The following is a 17,276-nucleotide window of genomic DNA, read 5'->3' as shown; positions in this document are numbered from 1 at the left end:
GATGTCTTTCATGTATTTGTGTTTTTTTGAAAATATAATATTGTTTTTTAATTATCTTTCATCTTAATGAATCGATTATTTTGCAGTACAAATATTTTATCAGGGTTATACGCATGACTCTTTTTTGATTCTTCATTTAATGGAAAAACCGTAATTGCTAAAACAGGAAAATCATTGAAACTAAATATTTGTAAATTAATATTTTTATACAAATATTCGTCCTGAGAAAAATTTGCATCAAGTAAATTGTAATAATTAATTAATTCGATATCGCTCATAATACTTTCGGTTAAATTTTCTGGATGATAACCAACAAATAATAAACCTCCCTGACCATGTAGCATTGCATAAATATTTTTTTCAATTTCTTTCGGACAATTCTTTTCTAAAAACTGAACATAATCAAAATCTTGATAATGAAAAAGATGATCGTAAAGACAATCTAGAATAAATTCGCGGTTCGAAATATTATTTATAAAAAATTGTCTTGTTGAGTTATTCCACAAAAAAGGTGTGTCTAAAATTTCAAAATGATTATCTTCAATATCAAAATTTGAGAATAGATATTTATTTAATTTTATTGCATCTATTTGTTCTTCAAAACCTAAGTTTTTCAGTAATTTATATTCGATTATTAAATGATTAAGTTGTTCAGAATAATTAATTTGTTCAAAATTTTTTAAAGAATAAATTTCATATTCGTTGTCTTTTTTTAAAGTATCGAAATCTTCATTTAAAACAAAAGACAAACTAATTCCGTAAGGAAAAATAGTTTCATTTGGAGTGATAAAAATAGCTTCTTGATTAACTAGTTTTAAACGTTTGTAATTATTTCCGTTAGGATAATTGATTTCAGTATTTATTCGATCAATTGCTTTTGGTTGAATAAAATTACTTTCAATTTGTAGCAAACCTTCATTTGAAATAATTTCGATGTAATTTTCAAGAAAACTAAAAGCATCCAACCTGTTTTTTAATCCATTATCCGAATTAAATTCAGTTATTTGAAATTCTTTTGAGCTTGTGCAAAAACGTGTTTTTACAACATAAGTTATTGTAGATAAAATGTTTTTGTGCATAGTTGAATTTTAGTCTTTTGTAAATGTAAAAGATTAGTTTTTAATAATTTTCACTAAAAAGCACTTTTTTCTAAAAATTATTAAGTGTTTTTGTTAAGAACTTTTTCATTCCGTTTTCGATAAAATAGTTACTTTTTTGAACATTGTTTTTGAGGAAATGATAAAATTATAAATTTGATTTAAACAAAAATCCTCAACTCCGAAGAATTGAGGATTTAATAACCAACTAAAATTAACTATATCTATGAAATTTGTATGCTACGTTTTTCTTTTGGTAAAGCTTCTTCTTTTTTAGGTAAAACTAATTGTAAAATTCCGTTTACATAAGAAGCTTCTATTTTGTCTTCGTTTATGGTTTCTGGCAATGTAAATGCTCTTTTGAAACTTGAAAAATTAAATTCTTTTCTCGAAAATTTTTCATCTTTTACTTCTTCATTTTGTTTAAATTCTGATGAAATTTTCAAAATATTTTCATCAATTTCAATTGAGAAGTCTTCTTTGTTTAAACCTGGTGCAGCTAATAAAATCTCGAAACTATCTTCATTTTCTTTGATATTTACTGCAGGAAATTGATTTTGAGAATTTACAAAAGTTTCAAATTTTGGACGCATTGCGTTTTCAAATCCAAAAGGAAAATAATTTGCTCTGTTTTTTCTAACTGTATTCATGTCTTGTATGTTTAAATTTTTGATTTCATTGTTCATGTTTACTTCTTTTCAAATTACATGCAAAATGATTTTATCGGACAAAATGACTTGTTTTGTAAGGTTGGTTATGTCAAAAAGTCCGAACATTAAATTTAACGCATAAAAAATCCTGAAAAATTGACTTTTCAGGATTTGAATTTATTTTAGAATGATCTAAAAATCTATTTTATTTGAATACATCGTCTAAAACTTTTGCTAAACGAATTCCTCCTTTTAACAATTGATCTTCGATGATAAATTTATTATCAAAATGGTAACGGTAACCTAATTTATCGTCCATTTTTACTCCTGCATAGATATTGTTTGCAAGAATGTACGAACCATAAATCCAATCAGCATAAGTACCTTCTTTCATTGCTTTTTGACGTTCTTTTGACGCAATATCCAATAAATTAGAATATTCTGTGTAAGAATAGTTTTCGTAATCTACCAATTTAGAATCCCAAACGGTGTGGATATTTACTTTATCACGGAACCATTCAACTTTGATACGATTTCCTCCCAAATCATCTGGGCGACCAACGTGAAGTGGTTGATGTGCATCACCAAGAATGTGAATCAAGAAATATAAATCGTGTTGTTTTTGCTCGATTGTAAGGTTTTTATTGTTTTTTAATTCATTCATTAAAAACAAACCTTTTTTGTACATGTTTTCATTTGAAGTTTGCTCTAAAGCAGCATCAAATTGTTGACGATTTAAATCTCCAGGAATGTTAACATAGTGATAAGAATCTGCATGTTTCCAAGAATCATCAGACTTGATAAAATCTGGCCAGTTTGCCCAATAAGCTAACTTTTGTGGACCAATAATTTTTGTAATTTCTTTACGAGTTTTCTTGCTAATGTGTTGTTCTGCAATTTGAGAAACCACTCGGTGACCTGTTAATCCCCAAGCTAAAGCACTTTCTGAAGCCAAAAATGCACCTAAAAGCATTGCGCTTCCTATAATTTTTTTCATTGTGTGAGCTCGATTTTTGACAAAGGTAAGGAAAGTTAATTATTGATGAATTATGATTAATGCTATTAAAACAATGTTTGATTATATATTAATGGGAATAATTCTAAATCAAAAGGACTATTAGTATTTGTACAAAATATAAGAGGTAAATCTTCGTAAGTAATCAAGCACCAACTTAAATCATCAGGAAAAAGAAAGTAATTAGAATCGAAATCTGAATTTTTTTGAAAATCAAGATATTCTGAAATTAAAACATTACTATTCCTTTGCTTATAATTTTCTTCCCAATAAAATTCCTCGATATTGCTGATATATAAATGTAAGGTTTGAGAATTTATAATTTTATTTAATCCTTTATCTATACAATCAATTGTTTGATTCTCTAGAAATTCAATTGCCGGATTATCTTTAAAATTATCTAAAATATTTATATTTTTTTCAAGTTTAAGTTTTTGAGAAAGTTCATCAAGATTTATTTCTCTGTAAAGATTACTTTTTTGAGGATTAAGAAATAATCCAAATTCTCTTTCAATCTTTATTCTTTGGTTGATTTCTTCTATGGTTAAGTTATTTGATGGATATTTTTCGAAAGGAAAATCATCTATAATTCCAATTTTCCAATGAATCATATAATATTTTTTAAATAAATCTGGAATAATATCAGTTAACGTTTCTATATTTTCGTTGCTTTTATAATCTTTTATCCAAGAGAATTGATCCATAATTAGCTTTAATTATTCTCTAAATTTAATAAAAATCGTCTTTAAAAGTTCTTTTTTTGGAGATTTAGAAATTTTCTAAAAAAAACTTTAAAAAAATATTAATTCAACAAACCTTGATAAACAGACCGATTGTTGTATTTTTTATTTATAATACTAAAAATAATTCAGTACTTTGTTTTGCATAATACTAAAACTTTTATATATATTTGTATAACAAAATAAAACAAGCCGTTCTTATGAATATAGAGAAAACAAAAGTTCAGATGCGAAAAGGTGTACTGGAATATTGTATTCTCAGCATTATCAAAAAAGGGGATGCGTATGCATCTGATATCATAGACGAATTGAAAAAAGCAGAGATGATTGTTGTTGAAGGAACATTATATCCGCTTTTGACAAGACTTAAAAATGATGACCTTTTACAGTATCGCTGGGAAGAATCAACGTCAGGACCACCTCGCAAATATTATGCACTTACAGAGTTAGGTGAAAATTTTTTAAAAGAATTAGCTGAAACTTGGGAACAGTTAATTGAAGCCGTGAATAAAGTAACCACAGAAACGCACAAAAATGGATAAAACAGTATCAATAAGTATAGGAGGATTTTCTTTCGTGTTAGACGAAATCGCCTATAATAAATTAAAGACCTATTTACAAGATGTAAAAACTTCTTTGAGAGGTACGGAAGGTGTAGAAGATATTATTGAAGATGTAGAAATCCGTATTTCTGAATTATTTCGTGAACGATTAAAATTTAGAGAAGTCGTAAATGAAGATGATATCAATTTTGTAATTGCAACAATGGGACATCCAGATCAATACAAAGTTGAAGAAGATGAAGAGAACGAAAAAACGTCTACAAATTCATCATACAATTATTCGTCAAATAATCAATCGTATGGAGGACAACAAACAAGTGCGAAACGTTTGTACCGCGATCCAGATGATACAATTGTAACAGGATTATCTGCTGGTTTGGCGCATTATATGGGCGTTGATCCTTGGTTTGTACGTTCTATTTGGTTAGTTCTAGGAGTTTTAGGAATTTTTACAGCAGGTGTATCGTTTTTCTTAGTAGTGTTCTGTTATTTTATCTTGTTAATTTTTGTTCCAAAAGCAAAAACAACATCAGAAAAGTTACAGATGTACGGACAACCAGCAAACATTGATACATTAAAAAAAAACGTAGAACAAGCCAGTGAAGCTGTTGTAAGTGGAAGTAAAGAATTGAGTAATAAATTAGGAGGAGCCTTTGGCGTTTTTGGTCGAATTTTACTTTGGTTCATCGGATTTATCATTTTAAGTTCAGGAATTGGATTAATCATTGGAGGATTCTTTTTCTTCTTTACAACTTGGACAGAAATGCCAACAGAATTATTCGGTTACCTTGTTGAAGAGGAATGGATGAGTATGGCAGCCAAAATATTTGGAGGAATATTAATGGTAATTCCAGGTGTTTTATTGACAATTTTAGGTGTAAAATGTTTCTGGAATAAAGTTAAAGTAAGTAAAGCTGTCATTTTTGGATCAATCGCTCTTTGGTTTGTTGCATTATTTGCAATCATTGGAATTTCGGTAAGTACAGCAAGTAAATTTAGAAGTAATGTTGAAATGACCGAGGATAAAATTTTAAATATCCCATCAGATACACTTCAAATTCAATTTGTAAACAACGAAGACGGTAACTACAAATACAGCGGTTTTAATAAATTAGAACAATTGATTGACGAAAATGGAAATTTAGTTATTCCGATTTATAAGACATTTGATATCGAAGAAAGCAATGATAATAACATTCATTTAGAAATTCGTTACTCATCAAAAGGTGGAAGTAAAGAGGAAGCAAAGCGTAATTTAGAGTCGATCAAATACAATTATCAATTGAATGGAAACAAGTTAAATTTAGATAATTTCGTTAAAATTCCTAAAGATGGTAAGTTTAGAGAGCAAACAGTTGATATCAAAATTTATGTTCCTAAAAATAAAGTAGTATTTGTTAAAAAATCTAATTCAGTAAATTTGCGTTCTGGACAATATGACACAGATTATATTAACGATGTGAATAACAATTATTTTGGATATAATGGAAAAAAATTCGTATGTTTGAATTGTCAAAAAGATTCAGATTCTGAGGACGATATCAATCTTGATTCAGAGGATCTAAACATAAATGTAAACGACGGAAACGATTCGGCGAGAGTTAGAATCGATAAAAATGGTATTCGTATCGAAAGTAAAGATGGTTCAGTAGGACTAAATTTACCAAGAACCGAAAACAAAAAAGAAAAATCAAACCAAGAAATACACTATAAAGATGATACAGATTCTATTAACATTAACTACAGAAATCATTCAAATAATCGTTGATTTCTTTGCGTAGACTTAAGAAGTATTTTAATTAATAATATTCAAAAAGAGACATTTCATTTCGGAATGTCTCTTTTTATTTTTGGTTACTTTGACTAATATCCGTTTCGAGTTTTGTATGTTTGCAAATGCATAAAGCATCATTTTATGAAAAAAATTTTAGGTAAACTTTTGTACTCATTAGGAGGTTGGAAATTAGATAATCATCTCGATTTATCGAAAGTAGATAAATGCGTTTTGGTTTGCGCTCCGCACACTTCCAATTGGGATTTTTACTACACTATTTTGGCTTTTTGGCAAATGGGAATTCCAATGAAAATGTTTATCAAAGATGCTTGGACAAAGCCTTGGTATGGATATTTTATCAAGAAAATGGGCGGAATCGGAATTGATCGTTCTCAACGACATAATATGGTTGATTTTGCTTCAGATATTTTAAAAAAATCAGATAAATTATATTTAATCAATACACCAGAAGGAACACGTTCTCGTGCAGAAAAATGGAAAAATGGATTTTTCTATATCGCACAAAAAGCAGATGTTCCGATTGTTTTGGCTTATTGTGATTTCAAGAAAAAACGAGCTGGAATTTCAAAAATTGTGGATACAGAAAACAGAACTTTAGAAGATGTGATGGATGAAATTCAAGATTTTTACAAAGATGTTACGGCGAAACATCCAGCACTTTATAACCCAAAAATACATTAAATCATGAACGAACAAGATATTTTACAGAAGTTCAACGAAATGTCGAAAAATACATTACTTGAAACTTTAGATATAGAATTTACGGCAGTTGGAGAAGATTTTTTATCAGGAAAAATGCCTGTAACGCCTAAAGTTCATCAGCCTTTTGGTTTGTTGCACGGCGGCGCTTCTATCGTTTTGGCAGAAACATTGGGAAGTACTTTGTCTAATGTTATTCTAAATTCTGATGATTTTGTGGCGGTTGGTCAACATGTTGACGCAAATCATCTTCGTCCAAAAAAGGAAGGAATAATTTTTGGGCATGCAACAGTTGTAAAACAAGGTCGTACTTCGCATTTGATTAAGATTGAAATCAAAGATGAAAACGATAAATTAATCTGTTATACACATTTAACAAACGCCATTATTTCTAAAAAACATGTTTAAAAAATTTCAAGATAAACTTGAAAGATTAATCCAGAATCAAAAACCATTTCTACTTTTTAGAAAACCAAATTCTACACAAGTGGAGTTGTGGGAAAATAAAAGTTTAGAATCGGCTAACAAGTTTATTTGTAATAGTTTCGATAATACAAAATTGATTGAATTTAATGATGATGAGGTTATAGAAATTTCGATTGATGAATTACCAAATTTCGAACTTTCTCTACCAGAATCTGATCAAAATGAAGCTATTTCGTATGAAAATTATATTAATTTAATTCAAAAAACAGTTCAAGAATTACAAAGTGATTCACCAACTAAAAAAATTGTAATTAGTCGAATCAATTCACTTCCAGAAACGAATATTAATTTAGTTGAAACGTTCAAAAATTTGCATCAACATTATCCAAATGCCTATGTGTATTTGCGATTTGATGCAGAAGAAGGTTGTTGGATTGGAGCTTCGCCGGAGCTTTTATTGAAAGAAAATAACCAATTTATACAAACTGTTTCTTTGGCTGGAACAAAAGCAAAAGAAGATGAATGGACAGAGAAAGAATATCACGAACAACAAGTGGTAACCGATTATATTTCGTCAACTTTAGAACCTTATACATCTTACATCGATGTTGATGGTCCATTTTCTGTAAATGCTGGCTTTTTTGAACATTTGAAATCATTTATTTCAGCTCAATTAAAAGACAAATCGCAGCTATATGATTTGTTGAAAGCCTTGCATCCAACACCTGCTGTAGGAGGAATGCCAAAAGATCTTTCAAAAGATTTTATCTTAAAAAATGAAGGATATGATCGTACTTTTTATGCTGGTTTTATGGGCTTTCAAAATAAAACAGAATCAGAGTATTTTGTGAATCTTCGATGTGCGAAAATCTTTTCGAATAAAGTTAATTTATATGTTGGAGGAGGTATAATGCCTGATTCTATTCCTGAAAATGAATGGCGAGAAACAGAACTGAAATCAAAAACAATAGGAGAGTTGTTGGTGAAATCAAATCTAAAAAATAACCTATAGTTTTATTAACTTTATTCTTAATTAATAGAAAAGCCTTAATTTCGAAAAGTTAAATTTTTAATCAAAAAACAAAATATATAATGGCAACAATCAATTGGCAAACGGTAAAGGAGTACGAAGATATCACGTTCAAGAAATGTGATGGTGTTATGCGTATTGCGTTTAATCGTCCTGAAGTTCGTAATGCATTTCGTCCGAAAACTGTTTTCGAATTATTAGATGCTTTTCAATTAGCAGAAGAAGATCGTGAAGTTGGTGTAATTTTATTAACAGGAGAAGGACCATCTGCAAAAGACGGTGGTTGGGCTTTCTGTTCTGGAGGAGATCAACGTGTTCGTGGTGCAAAAGGTTATGAAGGACAAGATGGTGTTGGACGTTTAAATATTTTAGAAGTTCAGCGTTTGATTCGTTTTTCGACTAAAGTTGTTGTAGCTGTGGTAAACGGTTGGGCAGTAGGTGGAGGACATTCTTTGCACGTGGTTTGTGATATGACATTGGCTTCTAAAGAACACGCAATTTTCAAACAAACTGATGCAGATGTAGCTTCATTTGATGGTGGTTACGGTTCGGCTTATTTGGCTAAACAGGTTGGTCAAAAACGTGCACGTGAAATCTTTTTCTTAGGATTGAATTACTCTGCACAAGAGGCTTACGATATGGGAATGGTGAATTTAGTTGTTCCACATGACGAGTTAGAACAAGTTGCTTTTGATTGGGCACAAGAAATTTTAACAAAATCGCCAACGGCAATTAAAATGTTGAAGTTTGCATTCAATTTAGTAGACGATGGTTTAGTTGGACAACAAATTTTTGCTGGAGAAACAACACGTTTTGCATACGGAACAGAGGAAGCTGTAGAAGGTCGTAATGCGTTCTTAGAAAAACGTCCAAGAGATTTTTCTAAATTTAGATAAGAAAATTTTCGAAATATAAAAAAGCGATGTTTAACATCGCTTTTTTATATTTCTATAAAATCAATTACATTTACCCAAAACCTAATTAATTTGTGACAATAGATTTTCCTGTTTCCATCGAAATTTTTGGACATTCAGTCTTAATTCATCCTATTTTCGAATCGGTCGGAATTTTTATTGCGATGCGTTATTATGCATTTCTTCGAAAACGTAACAAATCAAGTTTGTCTACAATTCAATCTTTCGGTATTATTATTGGCGCTTTAGTTGGTGCACTTTTGGGATCCAAAATAATTGGAACATTAGAAAATCCTCAAGCTTTTTTGGATGCAGAAAATCAATTTCTCTTTTTCTGGACAAGTAATACAATTGTAGGAGGATTGACCCTTGGTTTAATTGGTGTTGAGTTAACAAAAAAAATAATTGGTCACAAAGAAAGTACAGGCGATTTGATTGTTTTTCCATTAATTTTAGCGATGATAATTGGTCGAATCGGGTGCTTTTTAACAGGTGTTTACGAACAAACGTATGGAATAGAAACAACTTCAATTTTTGGAATGAATTTAGGCGATGGATTGATGCGTCATCCTGTTGCTTTGTACGAAATTGTTTACCTTCTTTTGCTTTGGATAGTTTTGAAGATTATTCAGGAAAAATATATTTATCCTTCTGGATATTTGTTTCAAATCTTTATGTTGGCTTATTTTTTATTTCGTTTTTGTTTAGATTTTATCAAACCAATTCATCCATTATTTTTAGGTTTAAGTTCTATACAATTAACATGCGTTTGTGTCATAATTTATTATATCTTTAAGTTATTACAAACTAAACCTAAATACATAAAATGATCTACGCAGTTATTTTTGCAGAAGGCGGTCTTGGAAGTGATTTTATTTATATTATCATTGCGATTTTGTTAGTGATTGCGATTATTGGTGGTGCTGTTGGTACATTAATTTCACTAATTATTAACTCAATTTCTGGACATAAAAAAGAAACAAAATATTATTTAATGGTTTTCGGAATGTGTGCTTTGATAACACTTATTATTTCGGGAATGGTTTGTGGTTCAATGTAAATCTTAGCCAATGTTAGCAGTTATTTTTTTACAAAATTTTATAAGTGAAGGAACTATAGAGTTTATTTTTTTTCTTGCTGTATTAGCTGTAATTCTTATAGCTTTTATAGGCTCAAGTTTTATTACTTTAATTTATAAATTAATTCAGAAAAATGTTAATCGAAAACGATTAATAGTATTATTTTTTATATTATTTATTAGTTTAATCATCTTGATATCAACTATTTTATTTTTTGTTATAAAAGATTTCATGTTTTCAAATTCATACTATGCCGGTTAGAAATTATACCTATTACGATTATACAATAAGTCTTTGTCCAGAATGTTTGAAACGAGTTGGTGCAAAAATTATCATTGAAGACGAAAATGTTTTTATGACAAAACGTTGTCCAGATCACGGTTTCTTCAAAACAAAAATTGCAACTGATGTCGATTATTACAAAAACATCAGAAATTATAACAAAGCTTCGGAAATGCCTTTGCATTTTGGGACGGATGTCGAATATGGTTGTCCGTACGATTGCGGTTTGTGTGTCGATCACGAGCAACATTCGTGTTTATCAATTGTTGAAGTGACAGATCGATGCAATTTAACATGTCCAACTTGTTACGCCATGTCGTCGCCACATTATGGTTCTCATCGTAGTTTGGAGCAGATTGAGGCGATGTTCGATACAATTGTTAAAAATGAAGGCGAACCAGATGTAGTACAAATTAGCGGTGGTGAACCAACAATTCATCCACAATTTTTTGAGATTATGGAAATTGCAAAATCAAAACCGATTAAACATTTGATGTTGAATACAAACGGAATTAGAATTGCAAATGATCCTGGTTTTGCCGAAAAATTAGCAACTTATGCGCCTGAATTTGAAATTTATCTGCAATTTGATTCATTCAAAAAAGAAGTTTTAGAAGATTTTCGAGGAAAAGATTTGACAGATGTTCGAATGAAAGCTTTAGAAAAATTGAATGAATTAAATCTTTCTACAACTTTGGTTGTTGTGTTGCAAAAAGATAAAAATATTGATGAAATAGGGAAGATTATTGATTTTGCGCTTAAACAAAAATGTGTGCGTGGCGTGACGTTTCAACCTGTCGAAATTGCGGGAAGAAATAGAGATGATTCGGCTCACGAAAAAATTACATTAACAGAAGTTCGTCAAGAAATTATTGATCAATATCCACTTTTCAATTCAGATGATATTATTCCAGTTCCGTGCAATCCAGATGCTTTGGCGATGGGTTATATGCTGAAATTGAATGATGAGGTAATTCCGCTTACACGTTATATTAATCCTGCGGATTTGTTGAATAACGAATCGAAAAATACAATTGTCTACGAACAAGATGAACAATTGAAAGTACAATTATTAGACATTTTTAGTACAGGAATTTCTGTTGATAAAGTGCAACCAAAAGTAAATCAATTACTTTGTTGTTTACCAGAAGTTTGTGCACCTGAATTGGATTTAGATTACGATAATTTGTTCCGAATAATCATTATGAATTTTATGGATGCACATGATTTTGATGTTCGTGCTGTTAAAAAATCTTGCGTACATATCGTCAACAAAGATTTGAAATTAATTCCATTCGAAACAATGAATTTATTTTATCGCGACGAAAAAGCTGCTTATTTAGAAGAATTGAGAAAAGAGGATAAAGTGTTGTTTTAGATGATGATGACAAATTGCTTATTTTTTGGTGATAGTATTACTTACGGCGAATATGACGGGGTTTTGGGAGGTTATGTAGAAATTTTGAAACGTTATTGTCATACAGAATTTTATAACAACAATGCAAATGAAGTCAATTGTTTTAATCTTGGAATTGGAGGTGAGACAACAGAAGGTTTAATGAACCGATTTGAAGTTGAGACAAAAGCACGTCTTTCTCCTGATGAAAATCTAATTTTCTTTTTTTATGGCGCAAATGATTTAGCTGAAAGATATGATGTAGAATTGGTTTCACTCGCTAATTTTGAATCAAATCTTTTTGAAGTAATTTCTCAAGCAAAAGAATTTACACCTAACATTTATGTGATAAGTATTTTACCAATTTCTAAAATGGTTGATGGAATAAAAGTTCCTGAACGTAAATTTCGTACAACTCAGAAAATTGAATTATATAATCAGAAACTAAAAGAAGTAGCGCTTCAAAATCAAATAGAATTTATTGATATTTTCTCACGTTTTAATTCAACTAAAGAAAAATATCTTTCAAAAGATGGTATTCATCCAAATGAAAAAGGATATCAATTTATTGCAAATCAAATAAAACCGATTGTTGAAAGGTATTTGTAAAAAGCACCTTTAAATAAGGTGCTTTTAATGATTTATTTTTTTAAAAATTTTGCTGAAGAATTACCTATTTTATAAATATAGTTTCCATTAGATAAATTTTGAACATCTATAGAAATTTTATTTTCAATAGGATTAAAGTCTTTTTTTAGAATCAATCGTCCTGATATATCATAAATTTCTACATTGTTTGCACCATTTTTAGGATTAACAATATTTAATGTTGATTGTGCAGGATTTGGAAAAGCTTGTAATTTAGAATTTTCTTTTACTTCTTCAATTGATAAAGACGAAGTAGGTAATAAGTAAACTTCTTGATATATATCTAAATAATCTTGTTTATTTACTTGTGAAATTATTAATTTATTTTTATTTGATTTTTCATCAAAAAATACAGTTGGATAGTAAGAAGAATAATTAGGAGAATTAGATAAATTTTTTATAATTTTCCCGTTTTCGTCAATAATTAAATATTTATAATCACTATCATTTCTTATCTCTACAATAAATTCATAATTATCATCTGTATTGAAAATATGTTTAGAGACAGATAACCAACGATCATATATATCATATGAAAAATGTAAAGAGTAATCACTTGGCATATCAACACTAATTGTTTTTATAATTGAATAATCAGAGTTATATAAAACAAGTTTATTATCATTTGTTGCTGAAACATAAGTAATATCCTTATTGTTATTTATAACAGAAACATATTCATTTTTAGAAAAAGTTTTTTCTAATGTAATTTGTGCAAATGAAATTGTAGAAGCCAATAATGCTCCAAAGAATAAATTTTTTTTCATAAATCTTTTTTTCAAAGATATAATTTAATAAATTTTAAAGGTAAAAAATTGTTTATCTTTTATCTTTATTCATTATAAATAACTCATTTTGGTTTTGTAACTTTGTTCGTGAAAGTTTATGGTAATTTTTCAAATAAAAAATTAGTATTAACAAACGAAATTTTCTTCGGGGCAAGGCGAAATTCCTTACCGGCGGTTATAGTCCGCGACTCCTTTAACTTTGTTATGGGACTGATTTGGTGAAACTCCAAAACCGACAGTATAGTCTGGATGAGAGAAGAAAATTGAACACAACTGAAAGTCATGAGTGATAAGTATTAAGTTCTGAGTAAAAACTCATGACTCACAACTTTGAACTTATTACTTAACAATGTGTTTCGCCCTGAAGTGATGTTTCATGATAAAAACAAAAATCAAATGAAAACAATCACACAATTTGGCTCAACAGCCAACGAAAGAATTGCAAATGCAATTAAAGATCTACAAAACGGAAAAGGAATTTTATTAATTGATGATGAAAACCGCGAAAACGAAGGTGATATCATTTTTCCTGCTTCCACCATTACAGCACCAGATATGGCTTTGATGATTCGCGAATGTAGCGGAATTGTTTGTCTCTGTATTTCGAAAGATAAAGCAAATGAGTTGGAGTTAAATCCGATGGTTGTGAATAACAATTCGCGCTTTCATACAGCATTTACAGTTACGATTGAGGCAAAAGAAGGTGTAACAACTGGTGTTTCTGCTACGGATCGTGTACAAACGATAAAAACGGCAATTCATCCTCAAGCAAAACCGACTGATCTTAATCGTCCTGGACATGTTTTTCCTTTAATCGCTCGTCCAAAAGGCGTTATGGAGCGACGTGGACATACAGAAGGAAGTATTGATATTGTGAAATTGGCAGGTTTGGGAAATGAAGCTGTTTTGTGCGAATTGACAAATGTTGATGGTACAATGGCGAAAGTTCCTCAAATTATAGATTTTGCCGAAAAACATGAAATGACAGTTTTGACAATTGAGGATATTTACGAATATCGTCTTCAATTAGAGGAGAAAAAACAATTAGAATTCGCTTAAATTAAACACTAAAATACATCATAAACTTTCAAAAATCTTCGGGTAGAAATACGCGAAGATTTTTTTTGATTTTATACAAATTTATTATCCAAAATCAAGGTAGTTTTGAATAAAATCAGTGTACATTTAAAAACTTAAAATTCAAATTACAAAATGACATCAGAGGAGAAAGTTCCATCCGTTTGGAAAAATAAAGAATTTATTCCATTCATATTTTTAAGGTTTTCCTTAATATTTGCTTTATTTATTCAGAGTACATCTGTTGCTTACGAAATTTTTAAAGTCACTCAGAAAGAAATTTTTCTTGGATTAATTGGTTTAGCAGAGTTTTTACCAATTCTTTTAACTGCTTTTTATGCGGGACAATTGGTTGATAAATTGGATAAACGGATGATTTTGGTACGAAGTATTGGTTGTTTTATGACTGCATCTTTTGTCTTGATGATTGTAAATTTTCCGTCAGTTCGGCAAGCAATTGGAATTCCTGTTTATTTAGGAATTTGTTATTTTGCATTTTTCATTTTGGGATTGACAAGATCTTTTAGCGGACCAGCTTTGTTTGCCCTTTTAGCTTTAGTTGTTCGCAAAGAAAACTACACAAAAGCAATTCCAGTTTCTTCGTCTGCATTTATGATTGGATCAGTTTTAGGACCTTTAGCAGGAGGAGTTATTTTAGCAAAATTTGGTATTGAAGCTGCTTTGATAACCGCTTTTACAATTATGTGTATTTCGATGGTCATGATATTGTTGATCTCTAAAAAACCAGCAGAATTATCTGAATCAGAATCGACAGAATCACCAATGACACGTATCAAAGAAGGTTTGAGATTTATTTGGGGAACACCAATTATCTTAGCTGTTTTGAGTTTGGATATGTTTGCGGTTTTCTTTGGTGGAGCAGAATCGTTGTTGCCAGCTTTCGTAGAAAAAGTACTGAATCAAGGTTCTGAAGCTTTTGGTTTATTACGTTCAGCACATGGAATTGGATCTATTATAATGATGTTTTTCTTGTCGATGATTCCAAGTTTATTGAAAGGAAATGTTGGACCAAAATTATTGGGAGCAGTCGCAATGTTTGGTGTTTGTATTATTTCTTTTGGATTTAGTCAAAATCTGTATTTATGTTTTGTTATTTTGATGTTTGGAGGTGCTTTTGATGCAATTTCGATGGTAATTCGTCAAAGTATTTTACAAATCAAAACGCCCGAAAATTTGAAAGGTCGTGTTTCATCTGTCAATTCAATATTTGTGAGCTCTTCTAACGAATTAGGAGCTTTAGAAAGTGGAATTGCCGCAACATTTTTAGGGTTAGTTCCAGGAATTATTTTTGGCGGAACAATGACAATTTTAACTGTAATTTTTATTGCTTTTTTCATCAAACCTATTCGAAAAGTAACTTTAGAATAAAATATTCATATAAAAAGAAGTAAAGGTTTTAAAATAAAGAAAAGCGAATCAAACGATTCGCTTTTTTGTTATCTTTAAGAAAATAATTATCAATGAAATCTATTGTTTACTTTTTACTTTTAGGATTTGGTTTGTTGAGTTGTAAGCGAGAATTATCGCAAGAAGAACGAGATAAATTGCATCAAGATTCGATTAATCAAAAGATTTTAGCAATGGGAATGAATGCAGATTCTTCGTTTTCTTATAGAAAGTATAACAAAGCTTTAAATGATTATTATAGTAAAGATTCTTTAATACCAGAACCTTCTTTTGATTTTGCCGAAGATCAATTTATATTTTATAATGATACTTTAATCTACTATTATAATAATGAGTTTCCTTATGATGATTTTTGTGGAACTCCTTCTTTTCAAGCTGAAAGGAATAAAGAAATTTATGAAGAATTTAAAGTTAAAAAGAAAGATCTAATTCTAATAAAATCGGATACAATAATTGATTTTATTAAAAGAATAGAACAGAAAACTGAAAAAGATAAAAGAATTCCAAAATCTATTATTATAGGAATAAATAAAGATTCAATTAAAAGTAAAGAGCTCCAAAAATTAAGAAAATATTTGATCAATACAGATTTTAGATATGTTTTTCGTCCACTTTCAACGCGCGAACGTTTGGTAGCCGATGCGAAATTCAATAATACTTCCGAAGATTTTTCTAAAATAAATTGGGATAGTGCTTATCACGAGGATTATAAGAAATTTTATCCAAAGAATTAAAGCGTCAATCCTTCCAAATCATCAATGGTTCCGTTGTAGATATTCACATCAACTTTATAACGTTTTACGCCATCTATGGTTGCTTTTTCGGTAAATTGCCAAAAATCCCAATGACCTTTCATTTCTTGCACCCAAAAATTGTAATTGGCAATCCAAATAATATAACCATCAAAATGATCTTGCAAATAATCTTCGAAATATTTGTCCGACGTATAAATAATCGGTTTGATATCGTAATGCTCTTCAACAATTTTGCACCAATTCTTAATTCCTTCCACCAAACGAACCATAGATTGTGTTCTCGGTAAGGTTTCAATATCCAAAACTGGAGGCAAATCGCCATTTTCTAATTTTACTTTTGCAATAAAATTCTGCGCTTGTAAAGTCGAATTTTCGTCTGGACGATAAAAATGATAAGCACCACGCAAAATATTATTTTCTTTTGCACCTTCCCAATTATCCTCAAAAGTCTCATCAATAGACGAAGTTCCCATTGTAGAACGGATAAAAGCAAAATTTATAGGATACAAATTGTAAATCGTATGCATTTTCGTCCAATCAATTTTTCCTTGATAATGCGAAACATCAACACCAAAAGTTTTGAGATAATATTTATCCATCACCTCAATATTTCGAATGTCAAATTTTGTAACTTTATCATCAACCAATTTTTCGCCTTTCAGCGATTTTTCTACAACCGAAAAATAGTAATGAATACCATGGCGATAACGATACGCAAAATAAACAACGCACAAAATCAGCAAACTAATTACATAAGTCGAAAGTTTGATTTTTTTTAATGTATTAAAAATAGATTGTTGTGTTTTCTTTTTACGAGGCATTTTAGTAGTTGAAATAGATAAATTCTATGCAATATTACTTCAATTTTCGATGATAAAAAAAGTAAAATCTTCA

At 29.8% G+C, this 17,276-nt stretch carries 19 protein-coding genes and 1 riboswitch; of the genes, 13 read left to right on the top strand and 6 right to left on the bottom strand.

Going from position 1 to position 17,276, the window contains the following annotated elements:
• Positions 1-47: 47 nt before the first annotated feature.
• From FH779_RS11590 to FH779_RS11575, 4 genes are all read right to left on the bottom strand, one after another.
• Entirely contained in the window at positions 48-1,079 is a 1,032-nt protein-coding gene (locus FH779_RS11590) for a hypothetical protein (RefSeq protein ID WP_114999692.1), read from the bottom strand.
• Positions 1,080-1,321: 242 nt separating this feature from the next.
• Positions 1,322-1,747, bottom strand: a complete 426-nt coding sequence (locus FH779_RS11585) for an Hsp20/alpha crystallin family protein (RefSeq protein WP_244957952.1) — start codon at positions 1,745-1,747, stop codon at positions 1,322-1,324.
• Between the two features lie 205 nt (positions 1,748-1,952).
• Positions 1,953-2,744, bottom strand: a complete 792-nt coding sequence (locus FH779_RS11580) for a S1/P1 nuclease (RefSeq protein ID WP_180904801.1) — start codon at positions 2,742-2,744, stop codon at positions 1,953-1,955.
• Positions 2,745-2,809: 65 nt separating this feature from the next.
• Positions 2,810-3,466 carry a hypothetical protein gene (locus tag FH779_RS11575; RefSeq protein ID WP_180904800.1) on the bottom strand — a complete coding sequence of 219 codons (657 nt, stop codon included), beginning with the start codon at positions 3,464-3,466 and terminating at the stop codon, positions 2,810-2,812.
• Positions 3,467-3,702: 236 nt separating this feature from the next.
• On the opposite strand from FH779_RS11575, the gene FH779_RS11570 reads away from it, so the two are divergent.
• From FH779_RS11570 to FH779_RS11525, 10 genes are all read left to right on the top strand, one after another.
• The gene (locus FH779_RS11570; RefSeq protein ID WP_038332243.1) at positions 3,703-4,044 is read left to right on the top strand and encodes a PadR family transcriptional regulator; all 342 of its coding nucleotides are present in this window, start codon (positions 3,703-3,705) and stop codon (positions 4,042-4,044) included.
• Entirely contained in the window at positions 4,037-5,833 is a 1,797-nt protein-coding gene (locus FH779_RS11565) for a PspC domain-containing protein (protein ID WP_180904799.1), read from the top strand. The genes FH779_RS11570 and FH779_RS11565 overlap by 8 nt, the downstream gene beginning before the upstream one ends.
• A 147-nt stretch (positions 5,834-5,980) precedes the next feature.
• Positions 5,981-6,541: a 1-acyl-sn-glycerol-3-phosphate acyltransferase gene (locus FH779_RS11560; protein WP_038332240.1), complete on the top strand. Its 561-nt coding sequence runs from the start codon at positions 5,981-5,983 to the stop codon at positions 6,539-6,541.
• A gap of 3 nt (positions 6,542-6,544) precedes the next feature.
• Positions 6,545-6,967 carry a PaaI family thioesterase gene (locus FH779_RS11555; protein ID WP_180904798.1) on the top strand — a complete coding sequence of 141 codons (423 nt, stop codon included), beginning with the start codon at positions 6,545-6,547 and terminating at the stop codon, positions 6,965-6,967.
• Positions 6,960-7,997, top strand: coding sequence for an isochorismate synthase (locus FH779_RS11550; protein ID WP_180904797.1), 1,038 nt, complete (start codon positions 6,960-6,962; stop codon positions 7,995-7,997). Before FH779_RS11555 ends, FH779_RS11550 begins: the two co-directional genes overlap by 8 nt.
• Positions 7,998-8,077: 80 nt before the next feature.
• On the top strand, positions 8,078-8,911 hold the full coding sequence (locus tag FH779_RS11545; RefSeq protein ID WP_125350193.1) for a 1,4-dihydroxy-2-naphthoyl-CoA synthase: 834 nt from the start codon (positions 8,078-8,080) through the stop codon (positions 8,909-8,911).
• A 92-nt stretch (positions 8,912-9,003) separates the two neighbouring features.
• Positions 9,004-9,759 carry a prolipoprotein diacylglyceryl transferase gene (locus FH779_RS11540; RefSeq protein WP_180904796.1) on the top strand — a complete coding sequence of 252 codons (756 nt, stop codon included), beginning with the start codon at positions 9,004-9,006 and terminating at the stop codon, positions 9,757-9,759.
• Entirely contained in the window at positions 9,756-9,989 is a 234-nt protein-coding gene (locus FH779_RS11535; RefSeq protein ID WP_180904795.1) for a hypothetical protein, read from the top strand. Before FH779_RS11540 ends, FH779_RS11535 begins: the two co-directional genes overlap by 4 nt.
• Before the next feature lie 269 nt (positions 9,990-10,258).
• Positions 10,259-11,668, top strand: coding sequence for a radical SAM protein (locus FH779_RS11530; RefSeq protein ID WP_180904794.1), 1,410 nt, complete (start codon positions 10,259-10,261; stop codon positions 11,666-11,668).
• Between the two features lie 6 nt (positions 11,669-11,674).
• On the top strand, positions 11,675-12,295 hold the full coding sequence (locus tag FH779_RS11525; protein WP_180904793.1) for an SGNH/GDSL hydrolase family protein: 621 nt from the start codon (positions 11,675-11,677) through the stop codon (positions 12,293-12,295).
• Positions 12,296-12,327: 32 nt separating this feature from the next.
• On the opposite strand, the gene FH779_RS11520 is transcribed toward FH779_RS11525, so the two are convergent.
• Positions 12,328-13,101 (bottom strand): T9SS type A sorting domain-containing protein, encoded by a 774-nt coding sequence (locus FH779_RS11520; RefSeq protein ID WP_180904792.1) that lies wholly within the window; start codon positions 13,099-13,101, stop codon positions 12,328-12,330.
• A 158-nt stretch (positions 13,102-13,259) separates the two neighbouring features.
• Positions 13,260-13,387, top strand: a riboswitch (FMN riboswitch).
• A 131-nt stretch (positions 13,388-13,518) separates the two neighbouring features.
• Here FH779_RS11520 and ribB point away from each other — a divergent pair.
• The 3 genes from ribB (at position 13,519) to FH779_RS11505 (ending at position 16,361) form a co-directional block, all read left to right on the top strand.
• Positions 13,519-14,181: a 3,4-dihydroxy-2-butanone-4-phosphate synthase gene (ribB, locus tag FH779_RS11515; protein WP_180904791.1), complete on the top strand. Its 663-nt coding sequence runs from the start codon at positions 13,519-13,521 to the stop codon at positions 14,179-14,181.
• Between the two features lie 153 nt (positions 14,182-14,334).
• Positions 14,335-15,588 carry an MFS transporter gene (locus tag FH779_RS11510; RefSeq protein WP_180904790.1) on the top strand — a complete coding sequence of 418 codons (1,254 nt, stop codon included), beginning with the start codon at positions 14,335-14,337 and terminating at the stop codon, positions 15,586-15,588.
• Positions 15,589-15,680: 92 nt separating this feature from the next.
• On the top strand, positions 15,681-16,361 hold the full coding sequence (locus FH779_RS11505) for a hypothetical protein (RefSeq protein ID WP_180904789.1): 681 nt from the start codon (positions 15,681-15,683) through the stop codon (positions 16,359-16,361).
• Here the strand turns inward: FH779_RS11505 and FH779_RS11500 are convergent.
• Positions 16,358-17,203, bottom strand: a complete 846-nt coding sequence (locus FH779_RS11500) for a glycoside hydrolase family 25 protein (protein WP_180904788.1) — start codon at positions 17,201-17,203, stop codon at positions 16,358-16,360. The two genes, FH779_RS11505 and FH779_RS11500, sit on opposite strands and share 4 nt — an antisense overlap.
• Positions 17,204-17,276 lie beyond the last annotated feature (73 nt).

The sequence above is a fragment of the Empedobacter falsenii genome (assembly GCF_013488205.1).
Classification (GTDB): domain Bacteria; phylum Bacteroidota; class Bacteroidia; order Flavobacteriales; family Weeksellaceae; genus Empedobacter; species Empedobacter falsenii_C.
Note: the sequence above shows the minus strand (reverse complement) of the source record. Positions and strands in the feature narration are given on the sequence as shown.